Below are 15,449 nucleotides of genomic sequence, written 5' to 3'. Positions count from 1 at the left end.
CGGGCTCAGGCCAGCCGCAGGTCGACCCACTCGGCCGTTTCGCCCGGCAACACGTACCGCTCGATCTCGACGAACCCGCGCTGCACGGCGAACCGCAGCCCGTCCTCGTTGGACGCCAGTACGACCGTCTCGATCACGTCCGCGCCCAGCGCCCGCGCCTGCTCCAGCCCGCGCTCGTAGAGCTCCTCACCGAACCCCTGCCGACGGTGTCCGGGCAGGATCCGGGCGATCACCGTGGCCGTCGAGCCGCCGTCCTTGGGCGGACGCACGGTCGAGCAGCCCACCAGGACGTCGCCGAGATACGCGACCTCCAGGTGGTTGCGCCCGGCCCGCTCACGGACCTCGTCGAGCGACAGGGCGGCGGGTGGCACGATGACATTGTGGACGTACTGCCAGTCCTTGAGACCGGCCTCGTCGTCCGACTGCTGAAAGGTGAGTGTGGACACCGGAGCAGCAAACCGATCCCCACCACCGGCCGTCAACCGGGTTTGCCCCGAACCGGCTTGCCGTGCGGACGCCGCTCAGCCGAGGCGCGGGATCTCGATGGCGGGGCAGCGGTCCATGACCATGTCGAGTCCGGCGGCGCGGGTACGGCCGTACGCGCCCTCGTCGACGACTCCGAGCTGGAACCAGACGGCCTTGGCACCGGCGGCGGCGGCTTCGTCGGCCACGGGCCCCGCGAGGTCGCTGTTGACGAAGACGTCGACGACATCGACGTCGAACGGGATCGCGTCCAGCGACGGGTAGCCCTTCTCGCCGTGAACGGTCTCCGCCTTCGGGTGCACGGGGACGATCCGCTTGCCGTAACGCTGGAGAACGTCGGCGACTCCGTACGCCGCGCGCCGCTCGTTGGACGAGAGGCCCACGATCGCCCAGGTGTCGCCGAGTTCGGTGAGGATCTTGCGGATCGTTGCCGGGTCGCCGTACACGGTCGGCCTCCTGTGTCTGGTGTCAAGGACGGTCATGGGCCCGCGTGCCGTGGCATGCGGGCTCAGCCGGAGAACAGCATGAGGCACACGGTGATTCCCCTGGGCGTGGGTCCCTGTCACACCCCGGAGGACCCGAGGTCGGTGTGATCGGCCTGAGGTGCATGGGCATGACCTTCCCGTACGACTCACCATCGTCGGCCGGGTCCGCGAGATCGCCGAGCGGGCCGGGATCGCCCCGGCGCAGGTGGCCGGCCTTTCCGCGCCGGGAGGCGGCAGCCACTGGCGGGGTGCCGCCGTGCGCGACGAGCGGCGGGGGCCCTCCGGGGGCATGCTGCCCCTCGTAGGCTGCCCCACCACCGAGGCCCCAAGGAAGACCATGACCACCATCGCCATCATCGGAGCCGGACCCGGCCTCGGAGTCGCCGTCGCACGGCGGTTCGGCCGCGAGGGGTTCGACGTCGCCCTCATCACCCGCACCACGGACCGGGCGCAGACCCTCTCCGCCGAGTTGGTGGGCGAGGGCCTGACGGCGCGCGGTTTCGCGGCCGACGTACGCGACCCGAAGGCCCTCGAAGCGGCGCTGGACGCGGCGACCGCGACCCTGGGACCCATCGAGGTCATGCAGTACAGCCCGGTCCCGCAACGGGAGTTCATGCGGCCGGTCCTGGAAACCACGCCCGCCGACCTCGTGGGACCGATCGAGTTCTCGGTGTACGGACCCGTCGCCGCCGTGCACCAGGTGTTGCCCGGTATGCGCGCCCTCGGCCGCGGCACCATCCTCTTCGTCAACGGCGGCACCGCCGCGGTACCCCACCCCGACCGGGCCGGCACCTCCCTCGCCTTCGCCGCCGAGAGCGCCTACGGCCACCTGTTGCACGGCGCGCTCGCCGACGAGGGCATCCACGTCGCGCAACTCGTCATCCCCGGCGCGATCAGCCCCGGACACCCCAGGAAGGACCCCGCCGCGCTCGCGGAGACCATCTGGAACATCCATCGGGACCGGCACGGCTACCGGCACTTCGCCGACGACCTCGACTCCTGAGGGACGGGGCCCGAGCAGCCCTCGCGACCTTTCGGCCGCACTCGATATTGCTTAACTTATGCAAGTAGACGTTAGGGTCGTCCCATGTCGACACCACCGCCCACACCAGCCGATCCCGCGTTGACGGATGTGGCTGAGATCGAGCGTGCGCTCACCCGTATCTCGTATCTGACCAGCAGGGTTCGTCAGCATGAACGCCTCATGGTGCTGGCCGGGCTGGCGCTGGACCGGGCCGCCGTGGCGCTGCTGCGACAGGTCGCCGACTCCGGCTCGCTGCGGCCCAGTGAGCTGGCGAACCTGCTGTCCGTCGAGGCGTCCCACGTGACCCGGCAGGTGCAGCAGCTGGAGAAGACCGGCTATCTGACGCGCGTCCCGGACCCCAACGACCGCCGGGCCCAGCGCATCGAACTCACGCCGGCCGGCCGGGACGCGGTCGACCGCGTGCGGGAGGCGAGCTGCCGAGGCATGTCGGTCGCGTTGGCGGACTGGTCACCGGGAGACCTGGAGCAGCTCGCCACGCTGTGCCATCGACTGGCCGACGACTTCTTCGCACACGCGGAGGACGAGATCGACCTGCTGCCCGAGGTTCCTCGCGAGGCTTGACACCGGGGCCGGTGTCGTGCGGGCGCACCTGGGTCCGACGTGGCGGCGCCGAGGTCCGGTCGAGCCTCGGCGCCGCCGGCCGGGGGTGCCTGCCGTACGTCGTGCCGTACGTCGATCTCCGCCGCCCCGCAGGGCCCCGTACCGTCAGCGGTTCCTGGGCAACCTGAGGTGGCGCTCCGCGATGATCTCCCGGAGGATCTCGCTGGCCCCGCCGTAGATGGTGCCGACCACCGCCGCCCGGAAGCCCTCCTCGAACCTGCCGCCCGCGGGGGCGCCGGCCGCGTCCGGGGTCAGTACGCCCTCGGGGGAGTAACATTCTCCAATTCTGGCATACGGCATTCTCGCTCATGGTGGGGCGCTGTGGCCTGGGGGTCGACGCGCGGGCCGGGCTCGCTCACTCCGGGGGCCGTGAGACCTGTACGAGTCCGCACTGGTAGGCGATGACGACCAGTTGGGCCCGGTCGCGGGCGTGGAGTTTGGTCATGGCGCGGTGCACGTGGGTGCGGACGGTCAGCGGGCGGCTGTCCGGGAAGCGCCGGCTGGGCGCTGGGTGCGGCGGAGGCGAGGAAGCGGGTGACCAGGGTGTGCGTGGCCCGGGGGGAGAGGAGCGCGTCGCCCGCTGCCACGGTGCGGATGCCGTTCAGGAGTTCGTCCGCGGTGACGTCCTTGCCGAGGAAGCCGCTGGCTCCGGCGCGCAGGGACCGGGCCACGTCCTCGTCGGTCTCGAACGTCGTGAGGATGAGGACGCGGGTGGTGGAGAGGTCGGGGTCGGCGCGGATGCTGGCGGTGGCGGTGAGCCCGTCGGCCCCCGTCATTCGGATGTCCATGAGGACGACGTCGGGGCGGTGGGCATGCGCGAGTGAGACCGCTGCCCGGCCGTCGGCGGCCTCGTCGACCACTTCCATGTCGGAGCAGGAGTCGATCAGGATGCGGAACGTCGCCCGCAGCAGGGCTTGGTCGTCGGCGAGCAGGACACGGATGGTCATGGGGGCGAGGTCCTCTTCCGGGCCAAAGAAGGGTGGGGAGGTGCGGAGGGGGGATCTACGAGGTCGACGGGCTGTTGTCCGTCGGGATCAACCCTCCCGGCCCCCGGCCGCGCCCACGAGAGAGCGATCTCCCGAACCCCTGGTGCAGTGGGCTACACCCCGGGGTGGAACCACCCACCTCTCGTACGCGGGACGGCCGGGGAGGCCCGCGTGTCCGGAATGGGTCCGACCTCCCTGCGCCCGGGCTCCCGCCCGCCTAGGCTCGCTCCGTGCTGCGTATCACCGACGCCCGAACGGGCGAGCCCATCGATGCCGTCCCTGCCCGCCGGAGCCTGACCCGCGTCGAGGCGCACGTGGAGCGGGACGATCCGTCCGCACTACGGGTGCTGCTGGTCGCCGACGTGCTCGCCAGGACCCTGGAACTCGGTGGGACCCCCGTCGTCACGGTGGCCGACCCGCCCCCGGAGCTCCGGGCGCGCGCCGACGCGCTCGGCATCCGCCGGGCCGAGGGCGACCGGAGTGGTGCGGGCCCGGCCCTGCATGTGCTCGCGCCCGACGCCACCACCGTGGAGGGCATCCGCATCGAGGTCGCCCCGGTGCACGGCACGGCCGACCCGGCGCTGCTGAGGATGGTCCTGCTCGCGGCCCCGCGCCGACAGCCCGTCGACCTCGCCACCGCCGACCTCGACGGCGCCCGCGAGACGCTCGCGCGCTGGCGCAAGTCCGTCGCCACCTGGGCCACCCGGCCGTCCAAGCCCGTCCCCGAGCGCGTACGCCAGGAACTGCGCGCAGCGTGGGAGGACGACCTCGACGTACCCGCCGTACTCGAGGTGCTGAGTCGCGTCGAGCACGCGGACGACGTGCCGGAGGGCGCCCGCTTCGAGACGTACGCCTACGCCGACCGTCTCCTCGGGCTCGAACTCACCCGTGACATCGGGGCGCAGCGGTGATCGCGCGCGCCGGAGCGAGCCCGCTGCGCAGACTCGTCGTCCTGCGGCACGCCAAGTCGGCATGGCCCACGGGAGTCGCCGACCACGAGCGGCCCCTCGCCCCGCGCGGCCGCCGCGACGCCCCGGCCGCCGGACGCGCCCTCGCCGAGTCGGACTGTCTGCCGGACCTCGCCCTGTGCTCCACCGCCGTACGCGCCCGCCAGACCTGGGAGTTGGCGGCGCGGCAGTGGGGCACTGCGCCGCCCGTACGGTTCGACCGGCGGCTGTACGGCGCCGAGGTACCGGAGTTGCTGGCGGCCCTGCACGAAGTCCCCGACCAGATCAGGACGTTGCTGCTGATCGGGCACAACCCCGGGGTGGAGGAACTCGTACTCGAACTGGCCGGGGACAGCCTCGACGACGCGCTGGACGACGTACGGACGAAGTTCCCGACCTCCGCGACGGCCGTCCTCGCCTGGCACGGTGACTCCTGGGACGCGCTCGCCCCGGGCACGGCGCTGCTGACGGGGATGACCGTGCCGCGGGGCATGAAGGAGGACTGAGGAGGAAGGGCTAGCCCACGTGGATCCGGGGCCTGCGCTCGGGGTCAGGCTCGGCGCGCCGGAGCACTTCGCGGGTGACCGGGGCGACCTCGCCGTCGCCGAAGACGAGGAAGCGGACCAGGTGGCTGAGGGGGTTGCCCTCGGTCCAGTTGAAGTAGGCGTGCGGGACCTGGCCGGTGCGGTCGCGCAGCCGCATCATGACGGCCGCGATGGTGTTGGGCACGGTCGCGCCCTCGACGCGGAGCCTGCGCACCCCGTGCTTCTCGTCGCCGTGCACGGTCAGGTCGGCGGTGAAGTCCGAGGAGTCGGTCACGAACACCTCCAGGAACAGCACGGGACGGCCGTCCGGGATGTGCGTCTGCTCGCGCTGGCTGTACTCCTTGGCGCGGTACTCCCGGGTGCTGTGCTCGTGCGGCTCGTTCGCGATCAGCCGCAGCGGTCCGCTCGCCGCGGCCTCGTCGACGAAACGGGCCGCGGCCTCGTCGAACGTGACCTCGGCGGCGCGCAGTTCGAAGGCGCGGCGCACCCGCGAGGCGAACGAGGTGATCAGGATCGCCAGGATGAAGATCATCGCGATCTTGATGCCGTCGGGGCGTTCGATGACGTTGGTGACCAGGGTGTAGCCGAAGACCGCGGTGATCGCGCCGAAGCCGATCGCGGCGGCGCGGTGGCCCCGCTGGTGCACGGCGACCGCGGAGGCGAAGGACGCGGAGAGCATCAGGACCAGCACACCCGTCGCGTACGCGCCGCTCTGGTCGTCGACGTTCGCGTTGAACCACAGCGTGATGAGGACCGCGGCCGCCATGAAGACGAGCACGAGGGGACGGACGGCGCGCGTCCACTCGGGGGCCATGCCGTAGCGCGGCAGATAGCGCGGGACGAGGTTGAGGAGACCGGCGAGCGCGGAGGCACCCGCGAACCAGAGGATCGCGATGGTCGAGAGGTCGTAGACCGTGCCGAACGCCTCGCCCAGGTGCTGGTGGGCCAGGTAGGCGAGGGCACGGCCGTTCGCCGAGCCGCCGCTCTTGAACTCGTCCTGCGGGATCAGGATCGTCGTCGCCAGGCTGGACAGCAGCAGAAAGCCGCTCATGATGACGGCGGCCGTGGTGAGCAGCCTGCGGGTCTCGCGGATCCGGCCCGTCGGCTTCTCGTACGTGTCCGTCGGGTCGCCCTCGACCTGGGGCATCACCGCCACGCCCGTCTCGAAGCCGGACATGCCGAGCGCCAGCTTCGGGAAGACGAGGAGCGCCACGCCGACCATGGCGAGCGGCGAGGAGTGTTCGGCCGTCATCGCGTCGGTCCAGTCGCCGATCTTGACCGGGTGGCTGAGCACCTGCCAGGCGGAGACGGCCAGCACGACGACATTGAGGGTGAGATAGGTGGCCACGAGCGCCACCGCGATCCCGATGGCCTCCTTGAAGCCCTTCAGGAAGACCGCGCCCAGCGCGGCTATGAGAAGGAGGGTGATCCAGGTGTTACCGCCGTGCATCCAGTGCGGAGCGAAAGGATTCTCCACGACGTGTGCGGAGGCGTCCGCTCCGGACAGGGTGATCGTGATCAGGAAGTCGGTGGCCGCGAAGCCGAGCAGCACCAGGACGAAGATCTTCCCGGCCCACCAGGGCAGCAGCCGCTCCAGCATCGCGATCGAACCCTCGCCGTGCGGGCTCTCCTTGGCGACGCGACGGTAGACCGGCAGTGCGCCGAGCAGGGTGAGCGCGATCAGGACGAGGGTCGCGAGCGGGGAGAGCAGTCCGGCGGCGAGGGCCGCGATACCCGGCTGGTAGCCCAGCGTGGAGAAGTAGTCGACGCCGGTGAGGCACATCACCCGCCACCATTTGTGGCCCTGGTGCTCGGCGTCCGGGGTGGCGTGCGGGCCGGGGTGCTTGGCCGACTGCTCGCTGAGCCCCTCCAGAAGCCACGCCCGCCAGCGCGGCGCGGCTGCGGAGGGCTCCTGTTCGAGGGGCTCCGCGGAGTCCGAACTGTCCACCTGGGTGCCGGTCATGCTGCGATCTCCCTGCGATCGGTCGGGCCGGCGATCCGGCTTCGGGCAACGAGGAGCGAGTATCCACCACCTCACCCCGCGCACCCGAGCCGGGTCCGGACGCCCGGAGGGGCCCTGCCGAGACGGGTCGAACGTGTTGCGACCGCCGCGCGGGCGATCCGCGCCCCTCTCGCCGCGCCGCCGAGATCCGTGGAGCGTGCCGCACGCGCGCGTGCGAGGCCGTGCCGGACTCGCGCGGGAAGCGCATACGCTGGCGTGATGCAGGACGAGTACCGCACAGTGGCCCACGCGGGCGTGCACGAGACCGAGGTCAACCGCTCCCGCTTCCTGTGCGCTCTCGCCCCGGCGGCCACCGAGCAGGAGGCCCAGGAGTTCATCGCGGGCGTCCGCAAGGAGCACGCCGACGCCACGCACAACTGCTTCGCGTACGTCATCGGAGCCGACGCCGCCGTCCAGAAGGCGAGCGACGACGGCGAACCCGGCGGCACCGCGGGCGTCCCCATGCTCCAGATGCTGCTGCGCCGCGACATGCGGTACGTCGTCGCCGTCGTCACCCGCTACTACGGCGGGGTCAAGCTCGGCGCGGGCGGACTGATCAGGGCGTACGGAGGCTCGGTCGGCGAGGCACTGGACGCCCTCGGCACACTCACGCGCAAACGCTTCCGGCTGGCCACGGTCACGGTCGACCACCAGCGCGCCGGCAAGATACAGAACGACCTGCGGTCCACCGGGCGCGAGGTCCGAGACGTCCGGTACGGCGAGGCCGTCACGATCGAGATCGGGCTGCCGGACACCGACGTCGAGCCCTTCCGGGCGTGGCTCGCCGATGCGACGGCCGGGACGGCCGGGTTCGAACTGGGTGGAGAGGCGTACGGGGACGCATAGGCGGGCGGCGCGGACCGATACGGGAGTAGCCGCCCGTGATGTCCGACCCGCCCGTTAGTCTCGGGGATCATGAGGATTCTGCACACGTCCGACTGGCATCTCGGCCGGGCCTTCCACCGGGTGAACATGCTCGATGCCCAGGCCGGGTTCATCGGTCACCTCGTCGCGACCGTGCGTGAGTACGACGTCGACGCGGTGGTCGTGTCCGGGGACGTGTACGACCGGGCGGTGCCGCCGCTGGCCGCCGTCGAACTCTTCGACGACGCGCTGCACCGGCTCGCCGACCTCGCAGTGCCCACGGTCATGATCTCCGGGAACCACGACTCGGCGCGCCGGCTCGGCGTCGGCGCCGGGCTCATCGGCCGCGCGGGCATCCACCTGCGGACCGAGCCCTCCACGTGCGGCACCCCGGTGCTGCTCGCCGACGACCACGGCGACGTGGCCTTCTACGGACTGCCCTATCTCGAACCGGCCCTGGTCAAGACCGAGTTCGGTGTCGAGAAGGCGGGGCACGAGGCCGTCCTCGCCGCCGCCATGCACCGGGTCCGTGCCGACCTCGCCACGCGCGCGCCGGGCACCCGCTCCGTGGTCCTCGCCCACGCCTTCGTCACCGGCGGGGCGGCCAGCGACAGCGAGCGGGACATCACCGTGGGCGGGGTGGCCGCCGTACCCGCCGGGGTCTTCGACGGCGTCGACTACACCGCACTGGGCCACCTGCACGGCAGCCAGACCATCACCGAGCGCGTGCGCTACTCCGGCTCCCCGCTGCCGTACTCCTTCTCGGAGGTCGACCACCGCAAGAGCATGTGGCTGGTGGACCTGGGGCCGGAGGGATTCGTGGGCGCGGAGCGGGTCGACTGTCCCGTTCCCCGGAAGCTCGCCCGGGTCCGGGGGCACCTGGAAGACCTGCTCGCCGATCCACGGCTCGCGCGCCACGAGGAGGCGTGGGTCGAGGCGACCCTCACCGACCCGGTCCGCCCCGCCGAGCCCATGGCCCGGCTGACCGAGCGCTTCCCGCACACGCTCAGCCTCGTCTTCGAACCGGAGCGGGCCCCCGAGGACCCGGACGTCTCCTACGCCCGGCGGCTCGCGGGCCGCAGCGAGCAGGAGATCGCGGAGGACTTCGTGGCCCATGTGCGCGGCGCGGGCCCCGACGCCGACGAACAGGCCGTACTGAGGGACGCGTTCGACGACGTCCGCGCCGACGAGTCCGCCCGGGAGGTCGCCCGGTGACCCCACGTCCGCACGACACACGAGACGCGCCGCGAGACGCGCAGGACCCGCAGGACCCGCTGGACCCGAAGGAGGCCCGATGAGGCTGCACCGCCTGGACATCACGGCCTTCGGGCCGTTCGGCGGCACCCAGAGCGTCGATTTCGACGAGCTGTCGACCGCGGGGCTCTTCCTGCTGCACGGCCCGACGGGCGCGGGCAAGACGTCCGTCCTCGACGCCGTCTGCTACGCGCTGTACGGGGCGGTCCCGGGCGCCCGCCAGAGCGGCCAGGGTCTGACCCTGCGCAGCGACCACGCGGCACCCGCGACGCGCACCGAGATCACCCTCGAACTCACCGTCGCAGGGCGCCGGTTGGAGGTCACCCGGCAGCCGCCCTGGGCCCGCCCCAAGAAGCGCGGCACGGGCACGACCACCGAAAAGGCACAGAGCTGGCTGCGCGAGTACGAGGCGTCCGCGGCCACCTGGAAGGACCTCAGCCGCTCCCACCAGGAGATCGGCGAGGAGATCACCCAACTGCTCGGCATGAGCCGTGAGCAGTTCTGCCAGGTCGTGCTGCTGCCCCAGGGCGACTTCGCCCGCTTCCTGCGGGCCGACGCCGAGGCCCGCGGCAAGCTGCTCGGCCGGCTCTTCGACACCCACCGCTTCGCCGAGGTCGAGAAGCGGCTCGCCGAGCGGCGCCGGGCCACGGAGGCCGAAGTACGCGAGGGCGACGCCGCGTTGCTCGCCGACGCGCACCGCATGCAGCAGGCCGCCGGGGACATCGTCGAGGTGTCACCGCCCGCTCTCGCGCCCGGTGAGCCCGGCCTCGCCGACGCCGTTCTGACCTGGGCCGCGGTGGCCCGCAGTACGGCCCGCGAGCGGCTGACCCTCGCGCGCACCGCGCGTACGGCGGCCGAGTCCGCGCAGGCCGCCGCCGACCGCGTACTCGACGACGTACGCGAGGTGGCCCGGCTGCAGCGCAGGTTCACCGAGGCGCGGGAGCGGGCCGCGCGGCTGGAGGAGCGTGCCGACGCCCATCGGGAGGCACAGGCGCGGATGGAGCGGGCGCGCAAGGCGGAGACGGTCGCCCCCGCGCTCGATCTGCGCGACGCCGCCGAGGCCGAGCACCGCAGCGCGGCCACGGACGAGGCACGCGCGCGTCTCGCCCTGCCGGACAGCTACGCCGGAGCCGGTGCGCCCGGGCTCGCGGCGGCGGCGCGCAAGGCGGCCGAGGAGCTCGGCGGACTGGAGTCGGCCCGCAGGGCGGAGCGCCGGCTCGGCGAACTCACCAGGGAGCGTGCCTCCCTGGACCGCCAGGAGCGCGAGGACGAGGATGTTCGCCAGGACGCCGAGAGCTGGCTCGCCACCTGGGAGGCGACCCGCGCGGAGCTCCAGGCGCGCATCGAGTCCGCGCAGGAGGCCACCACACGTGCGGAGCAGCTCGCCGAGCGGCGCGATCCCGCCCAGGCGCGGCTCAGGGCGGCCCGGCAGCGCGACCAGTTCGCCCGGGACACGGACGCCGCCCACTCCCGGGCCCTCGCCGCCCGTGAACGCGCGACGGACGCCCGGGTCCACTGGCTCGATCTGAAGGAACAGCGTCTTCAGGGCATCGCCGCGGAACTCGCCGCCGGTCTCGTCGACGGCGAGCCCTGCGCCGTGTGCGGCAGCTCCGCGCACCCCGCACCCGCGCGCAAGGACGCCGGACACGTCGACCGGGAGGCCGAGGAGCGGGCCCTCGCCGCGTACCAGCGCGCCGACGAACAGGCCACCGAGGACGAGCGCAGGCTCGGCGTCGTACGCGAGGCGCTGGCGGCCGCGACCGCCGAGGCGGGCGACACACCGACCGCGCAACTCGCCGAGCAGGCAGAGGAGTTGGAGCTGCGGTACGCCGAGGCGCGGGCTGCGGGATCCGGGCTGCATGCCGCGCGGGAGCGGCTCGCGCAGGCGGGACTCGAGCACGAGCGGCGGGTCGCGGCCCAGCAGGAGGTCGCGCTGCGATCTGCCGCCCGGGTCTCCCACCGCGACCGGAACGACCGCGAAAGGGCCTCCCTGGAGGAGGAGTTGGCGCAGGCGCGGGGCGCCGCCGACAGCGTCGCCGTGCGCGCCGCGCAGCTGGAGCGGCAGGCCGCCCTGCTCACGGAGGCCGCGGAGGCCGTGCGCGTGGCCGAGGACACCGCGCAGCGTCTCAAGGACGCCGACGCGCGCCTGTCCGACGCGGCCTTCCGCGCCGGTTTCGACACCCCCCAGGCCGCGGCCGCCGCACTCCTCGACAACGCGGCTCACCGGGACCTCCAACGACGCCTCGACGCCTGGCAGTTGGAGGACGGCGCGGTGCGCGCCGTGCTCGCCGAGGCCGACACGGCGGCCGCCGCCGAGCGGCCGGCCGCCGACCTGGCCGCCGCCGAACGGGACGCCGAGTCCGCCGCCCGACGGCTGCGGCAGACCGCCTCCGCCCAGGACGAGGCGACCCGACGCTGCACGGAACTGGACCGGCTGTCCACGCGCGCGGGCACGTCCGTACGCCGACTCGCGCCGCTGCGTGAGGAGTTCGACCGAGTGGCACGCCTGGCCGGGCTGGCCGCGGGTACCTCGGCGGAGAACGAGCGCAAGATGCGCCTGGAGTCGTACGTCCTGGCCGCCCGTCTGGAACAGGTGGCCGCCGCCGCGACCGTACGACTTCAGCGCATGTCCTCCGGGCGTTACACCCTCGTCCACTCCGACGACCGCGCGGGCCGTGGCCGCAGCGGGCTCGGACTGCATGTCGTGGATGCCTGGACCGGCCGGGAGCGCGACACGGCGACGCTCTCCGGGGGCGAGACGTTCTTCGCCTCGCTCGCGCTGGCCCTCGGCCTCGCGGACGTCGTCACGGACGAGGCCGGTGGGGTGCGGCTGGACACGCTCTTCATCGACGAGGGCTTCGGCAGCCTCGACGACCAGACCCTGGACGAGGTCCTCGACGTGCTCGACTCGCTGCGGGAGCGTGACCGCAGCGTGGGCATCGTCAGCCATGTCGCCGACCTGCGGCGGCGCATCCACGCCCAGCTCGAGGTCGTGAAGGGCAGAACGGGATCGGTCGTACGGCAGCGGGGCGTCCACGACTGAGCCGAGGGTTCGCCGGGGGATCAGTGCCCCAGGGGGCGCCGGGGGAGCGGTGAGGAGTAGACGACACTCGTGGTCACCGAGCCGAGGGTGCCGATCCGGCCGGAGATCTTCTCCAGGTGGCTCATCGAACGTGCCGCGACCTTGATGACGAAGCAGTCGTCGCCCGTGACGTGGTGCGCCTCCAGGATCTCGGGCGTCGCCTCGACGAGGTCGTGGAACGGCTTGTAGTTGCCGTTCGGATAGCGCAGCCGGACGAAGGCCAGGATCGGCAGACCGAGGCTTTCCGGGTCGACGACGGCCGCGTACCCCTGGATGACGCCCGCCTCCTCCAGGCGGCGCACCCGCTCGGTGACCGCGCTCGCGGACATCGAGACGGCACGGGCCAGCTCCGCGAAGCTGGCCCTGCCCTCGCGCTGGAGGACGTCGAGGATGTGCCAGTCGGTGGCGTCCGGGGAATACGCGGTCATGTGCGATGGATAGCAGGGGAAACCCCGGCCGATCAAGAGCGATGCCGTGGATCCCCACTTCAGGAAGAGGATCACCGGCCGTAGATTTCTGGCCAGGAGGTCCCCGTGGGGCCGGTGCCGCGAAGGTGCCGGTTCGGCGGGGCAGGGAGGGAAGGCCGGACCATGACTGTGCCCGTCGACACCACTGTCACCACTGTGACCAGCACCGCGACCAAGGCGAACCCCGTGCTGCGGGTCGCCCCGGCGTCCCCGGCCGCGGCCGTCGCCCACTTCGGCGCGAGCCTCGCCTTCCACGCCGATGTCTCCGACGTCGCCGCCGCGCTCGCGGCGGGCGGCGACCCCGGCTTCGTGGTCCTCGACTCCCGCTCCACCGCGTCCTGGGACCAGGGGCACGTGCCCGGTGCGATCCACCTGCCCACGGCGCTCATCCCCGAGCAGGCCGAGCAGCTCCTCGACAGGTCGGTGCCCGTCGTCACCTACTGCTGGGGACCCGGCTGCAACGGCGCGACGCGTGCCGCTCTCGCCCTCGCCGAACTCGGCTTCCCGGTCAAGGAGATGCTCGGCGGCTTCGAGTACTGGGTGCGCGAAGGCTTCGCGTACGAGACGTGGGAAGGGGGCGAGCGGCGCGCGGCGGACCCGCTGACGGCTCCGGTGGACGCGGCGGACTGTGGCTGCTGACCGCTTCTAGGAGCGCGTGAGGCCCGTCGCGAGGCTTACGAACGAACGGATGAGCGGGGTGGTGTGGGCGCTGTTCCACGCGATGACCAGGTCACTGGGCGGCGCATCCGCCAAGGGGATCACCGTGAGGCCCTCGGGCAGGGGCTGGGAGTGGGCGAGGGGCATCAGCCCGACGGTGTCGTTCCACAGGACCGACTGGAGGCATTCGTGGGCGGTGCGGATGACGGGACCGTCACGGCGCCCGTCGGCGCCCGGCGGGCCCGTCCAGAAGGCCTGCCACACCGGGTCCGTGCCCTCCGGAAACCGGAACCAGCGGCGGTCGGCGAGTTCGTCCAGGCGCAGCCGGTCGCGGTCGGCCAGCGGGTCGTCGGCGCGCAGGACCACACCGACCGGGTCCGACCGCAGCACGCGGGTGGTGATGCCGGTGTCGTCGAACGGCGCCCGCGTCAGGGCCACGTCGACGAGGCCGGCCCGCAGCCCGATGGTCGGGTCGGTCAGGTCGGCCTCGCGGATGCGGATGCGCACGGCGGGGTGTTGGTGCCGGTAGGCGACGGCCAGCCGGGTGCCGACCTGCTCGGCGCTGTCGGCAAGGGTGCCGATGGTCAGGGTCGCCGTGCCGGCCGCGGCGGCCACCCGGGCCCGGGCCTGGTCGGCTCGCGCCAGCAGGGTGCATGCCTCGTCGTGGAGGAGGGCTCCGGCCGGGGTGAGGGTGACGCCCGTGGGTGAGCGGCGCAGCAGTTCGCAGCCGAGGTCGGTCTCCAGCTGTTTGACGGCCCGGCTCAGCGGGGGCTGGGTCATGTGCAGTCGCGCCGCGGCCCGGCCGAAGTGGAGTTCTTCGGCGACCGCCACGAAGTAGCGCAGGGTCCGCAGCTCCATCATCGCTCCATCGCCGTCCCGAGCCGCTTTCTCGAGCTCCCTCAACTGCGACGATACCCGCGCGGTATCGGGACTGCGAGATCGGTGTTGGACGCCCCCGGACATCCGGGCTGGACTGGTGGCTCAGCGCAACACGGAGGAGTCGCAGTGTCTGAGGAAGCGGTGACGACGGATCCCGTCGTGCACGTCGAGGGTGTTCAGGAGCTGGCCCGTGACCTGGTGGTCATCCCCGACCGGCGGGTGCAGCTCGTGCCCAACATCGGCGTCATCGGCGGTCACGGTGCCGTGCTCGTCGTCGAGACCGGCTTGGGCCCGGGCAACGCCGAAAAGGTGCTGGAGTTCGCGGCCGACTATGCGAAGGGACGTCGGATCTATCTGACGACGACGCATTTTCACCCCGAGCACGCCTTCGGGGCGCAGGTCTTCGCCGGGGAGGCGACGTTCCTGCTCAACCGGGACCAGGCCGAGGACCTGAAGGTGAAGGGGCCGGGTTACCTGGAGATGTTCAAGGGGCTCGGCAAGCCGGTCGAGCGCCGGCTCCAGGGCGTCGAATTGGCGCGGCCCGATGTCGTCTACGACCGGGCGTACGACCTGGACCTGGGCGGGCGCGTGGTGCAGCTGCGGGCCACCGGCCGCGCCCACAGCAGGGGCGACCAGGTGGTCAGGGTGCCGGACGCGGACGTCCTGTTCACGGGGGACCTCGTGGAAGCCGGGCAGTTCGCCATCTTCCCCTGGTTCCCGCCGTACGACACCGACGTGTCCGGGACCCGTTGGATCGCGGTGATGGAGAGGCTGGCGGCGCAGGCTCCCCGGATCGTGGTGCCCGGCCACGGCGAGGTCGGCGGTGCGGGGCTGCTGGCCGACGTGCGCGACTACCTGCGGTTGCTGCGGGAGGAGACGTGGGCCCGTCGCGACTCCGCCGTGGACGAGCGGACGATCGTCGAGGAGATCTCGGCGCTGATGATCGAACGGCACCCGGAGTGGGCCGGCCGGGAGTGGATCGAGAAGGGCGTCGGCTGCCTGTGCTCCGAGCACGCCGAGCACGCCGAGCACGCCGAGCACGCCGAGCACGCCGAGCACGCCGAACACGCCCAGTAATTCAGGTACTCCCCGTACTTGATACGCGGCGGCCGGGCTCGGTCGTCACGATGAGCCCGGCCGTCGTCGGTGTCCG

Annotated in this window: 15 protein-coding genes and 1 pseudogene; 9 read left to right on the top strand and 7 right to left on the bottom strand. The window is 72.5% G+C overall.

Translation table 11 applies throughout. From position 1 onward, the window contains the following. Window positions 1-5: 5 nt before the first annotated feature. Both OG798_RS12485 and OG798_RS12480 read right to left on the bottom strand, forming a co-directional pair. Window positions 6-446, bottom strand: coding sequence for a GNAT family N-acetyltransferase (locus tag OG798_RS12485; protein ID WP_095855948.1), 441 nt, complete (start codon window positions 444-446; stop codon window positions 6-8). Window positions 447-521: 75 nt separating this feature from the next. After that, the gene (locus OG798_RS12480; protein WP_095855949.1) at window positions 522-929 is read right to left on the bottom strand and encodes a CoA-binding protein; all 408 of its coding nucleotides are present in this window, start codon (window positions 927-929) and stop codon (window positions 522-524) included. A 376-nt stretch (window positions 930-1,305) separates the two neighbouring features. On the opposite strand from OG798_RS12480, the gene OG798_RS12475 reads away from it, so the two are divergent. Both OG798_RS12475 and OG798_RS12470 read left to right on the top strand, forming a co-directional pair. Further along, window positions 1,306-1,971 (top strand): SDR family NAD(P)-dependent oxidoreductase, encoded by a 666-nt coding sequence (locus OG798_RS12475; RefSeq protein ID WP_095858237.1) that lies wholly within the window; start codon window positions 1,306-1,308, stop codon window positions 1,969-1,971. Between the two features lie 84 nt (window positions 1,972-2,055). Further along, window positions 2,056-2,574: a MarR family winged helix-turn-helix transcriptional regulator gene (locus OG798_RS12470; RefSeq protein ID WP_121416811.1), complete on the top strand. Its 519-nt coding sequence runs from the start codon at window positions 2,056-2,058 to the stop codon at window positions 2,572-2,574. A gap of 144 nt (window positions 2,575-2,718) precedes the next feature. Here OG798_RS12470 and OG798_RS12465 read toward each other — a convergent pair whose 3' ends face one another. Then, a complete protein-coding gene (locus OG798_RS12465) occupies window positions 2,719-2,913 on the bottom strand; it encodes an acyl-CoA dehydrogenase family protein (protein WP_220788903.1) in 195 nt (64 codons plus the stop codon). A 55-nt stretch (window positions 2,914-2,968) separates the two neighbouring features. After that, window positions 2,969-3,560, bottom strand: a pseudogene (locus OG798_RS12460) (response regulator). Window positions 3,561-3,829: 269 nt separating this feature from the next. Between OG798_RS12460 and OG798_RS12455 the strand changes: the two are divergent. Together OG798_RS12455 and OG798_RS12450 are read left to right on the top strand one after the other, a co-directional pair. After that, entirely contained in the window at window positions 3,830-4,510 is a 681-nt protein-coding gene (locus OG798_RS12455; protein WP_095855951.1) for a hypothetical protein, read from the top strand. Then, window positions 4,507-5,052 carry a SixA phosphatase family protein gene (locus OG798_RS12450; RefSeq protein ID WP_097226494.1) on the top strand — a complete coding sequence of 182 codons (546 nt, stop codon included), beginning with the start codon at window positions 4,507-4,509 and terminating at the stop codon, window positions 5,050-5,052. Before OG798_RS12455 ends, OG798_RS12450 begins: the two co-directional genes overlap by 4 nt. Window positions 5,053-5,062: 10 nt before the next feature. Here the strand turns inward: OG798_RS12450 and OG798_RS12445 are convergent, their stop codons facing one another. Continuing rightward, window positions 5,063-7,054, bottom strand: coding sequence for an amino acid transporter (locus OG798_RS12445; RefSeq protein ID WP_179436652.1), 1,992 nt, complete (start codon window positions 7,052-7,054; stop codon window positions 5,063-5,065). A 258-nt stretch (window positions 7,055-7,312) separates the two neighbouring features. On the opposite strand from OG798_RS12445, the gene OG798_RS12440 reads away from it, so the two are divergent. The 3 genes from OG798_RS12440 to OG798_RS12430 all read left to right on the top strand — a co-directional run bounded on the left by OG798_RS12440 (window position 7,313) and on the right by OG798_RS12430 (window position 12,254). Beyond that, the gene (locus OG798_RS12440) at window positions 7,313-7,939 is read left to right on the top strand and encodes a YigZ family protein (RefSeq protein WP_095855953.1); all 627 of its coding nucleotides are present in this window, start codon (window positions 7,313-7,315) and stop codon (window positions 7,937-7,939) included. 69 nt (window positions 7,940-8,008) lie between these two features. Next, on the top strand, window positions 8,009-9,172 hold the full coding sequence (locus OG798_RS12435; protein WP_267061227.1) for an exonuclease SbcCD subunit D: 1,164 nt from the start codon (window positions 8,009-8,011) through the stop codon (window positions 9,170-9,172). Window positions 9,173-9,251: 79 nt separating this feature from the next. Further along, window positions 9,252-12,254: an AAA family ATPase gene (locus OG798_RS12430; protein WP_121416813.1), complete on the top strand. Its 3,003-nt coding sequence runs from the start codon at window positions 9,252-9,254 to the stop codon at window positions 12,252-12,254. A 20-nt stretch (window positions 12,255-12,274) separates the two neighbouring features. On the opposite strand, the gene OG798_RS12425 is transcribed toward OG798_RS12430, so the two are convergent. Then, on the bottom strand, window positions 12,275-12,721 hold the full coding sequence (locus OG798_RS12425) for an Lrp/AsnC family transcriptional regulator (protein WP_095858239.1): 447 nt from the start codon (window positions 12,719-12,721) through the stop codon (window positions 12,275-12,277). Window positions 12,722-12,883: 162 nt separating this feature from the next. On the opposite strand from OG798_RS12425, the gene OG798_RS12420 reads away from it, so the two are divergent. Next, window positions 12,884-13,399 (top strand): rhodanese-like domain-containing protein, encoded by a 516-nt coding sequence (locus tag OG798_RS12420; protein WP_097226497.1) that lies wholly within the window; start codon window positions 12,884-12,886, stop codon window positions 13,397-13,399. Between the two features lie 6 nt (window positions 13,400-13,405). Here OG798_RS12420 and OG798_RS12415 read toward each other — a convergent pair whose 3' ends face one another. Beyond that, complete coding sequence (locus OG798_RS12415) at window positions 13,406-14,275, bottom strand: LysR family transcriptional regulator (protein ID WP_267063785.1); 870 nt, start codon at window positions 14,273-14,275, stop codon at window positions 13,406-13,408. 147 nt (window positions 14,276-14,422) lie between these two features. Between OG798_RS12415 and OG798_RS12410 the strand changes: the two genes are divergently transcribed. Beyond that, window positions 14,423-15,373 (top strand): MBL fold metallo-hydrolase, encoded by a 951-nt coding sequence (locus OG798_RS12410; protein WP_328756981.1) that lies wholly within the window; start codon window positions 14,423-14,425, stop codon window positions 15,371-15,373. Window positions 15,374-15,449: the final 76 nt, after the last annotated feature.

It is taken from the genome of Streptomyces sp. NBC_00271, assembly GCF_036178845.1.
GTDB lineage: Bacteria > Actinomycetota > Actinomycetes > Streptomycetales > Streptomycetaceae > Streptomyces.
This window is presented reverse-complemented; position numbering and strand designations above follow the sequence as displayed.

Bases quoted from the DNA above. Each gene is read 5' to 3' on its own strand.
- OG798_RS12475 (WP_095858237.1), top strand. From the start codon at position 1,306: ATGACCACCATCGCCATCATCGGAGCCGGACCCGGCCTCGGAGTCGCC.
- OG798_RS12470 (WP_121416811.1), top strand. From the start codon at position 2,056: ATGTCGACACCACCGCCCACACCAGCCGATCCCGCGTTGACGGATGTG.
- OG798_RS12465 (WP_220788903.1), bottom strand. From the start codon at position 2,913: ATGCCGTATGCCAGAATTGGAGAATGTTACTCCCCCGAGGGCGTACTG.
- OG798_RS12445 (WP_179436652.1), bottom strand. From the start codon at position 7,054: ATGACCGGCACCCAGGTGGACAGTTCGGACTCCGCGGAGCCCCTCGAA.
- OG798_RS12440 (WP_095855953.1), top strand. From the start codon at position 7,313: ATGCAGGACGAGTACCGCACAGTGGCCCACGCGGGCGTGCACGAGACC.
- OG798_RS12435 (WP_267061227.1), top strand. From the start codon at position 8,009: ATGAGGATTCTGCACACGTCCGACTGGCATCTCGGCCGGGCCTTCCAC.
- OG798_RS12430 (WP_121416813.1), top strand. From the start codon at position 9,252: ATGAGGCTGCACCGCCTGGACATCACGGCCTTCGGGCCGTTCGGCGGC.
- OG798_RS12425 (WP_095858239.1), bottom strand. From the start codon at position 12,721: ATGACCGCGTATTCCCCGGACGCCACCGACTGGCACATCCTCGACGTC.
- OG798_RS12420 (WP_097226497.1), top strand. From the start codon at position 12,884: ATGACTGTGCCCGTCGACACCACTGTCACCACTGTGACCAGCACCGCG.
- OG798_RS12415 (WP_267063785.1), bottom strand. From the start codon at position 14,275: ATGGAGCTGCGGACCCTGCGCTACTTCGTGGCGGTCGCCGAAGAACTC.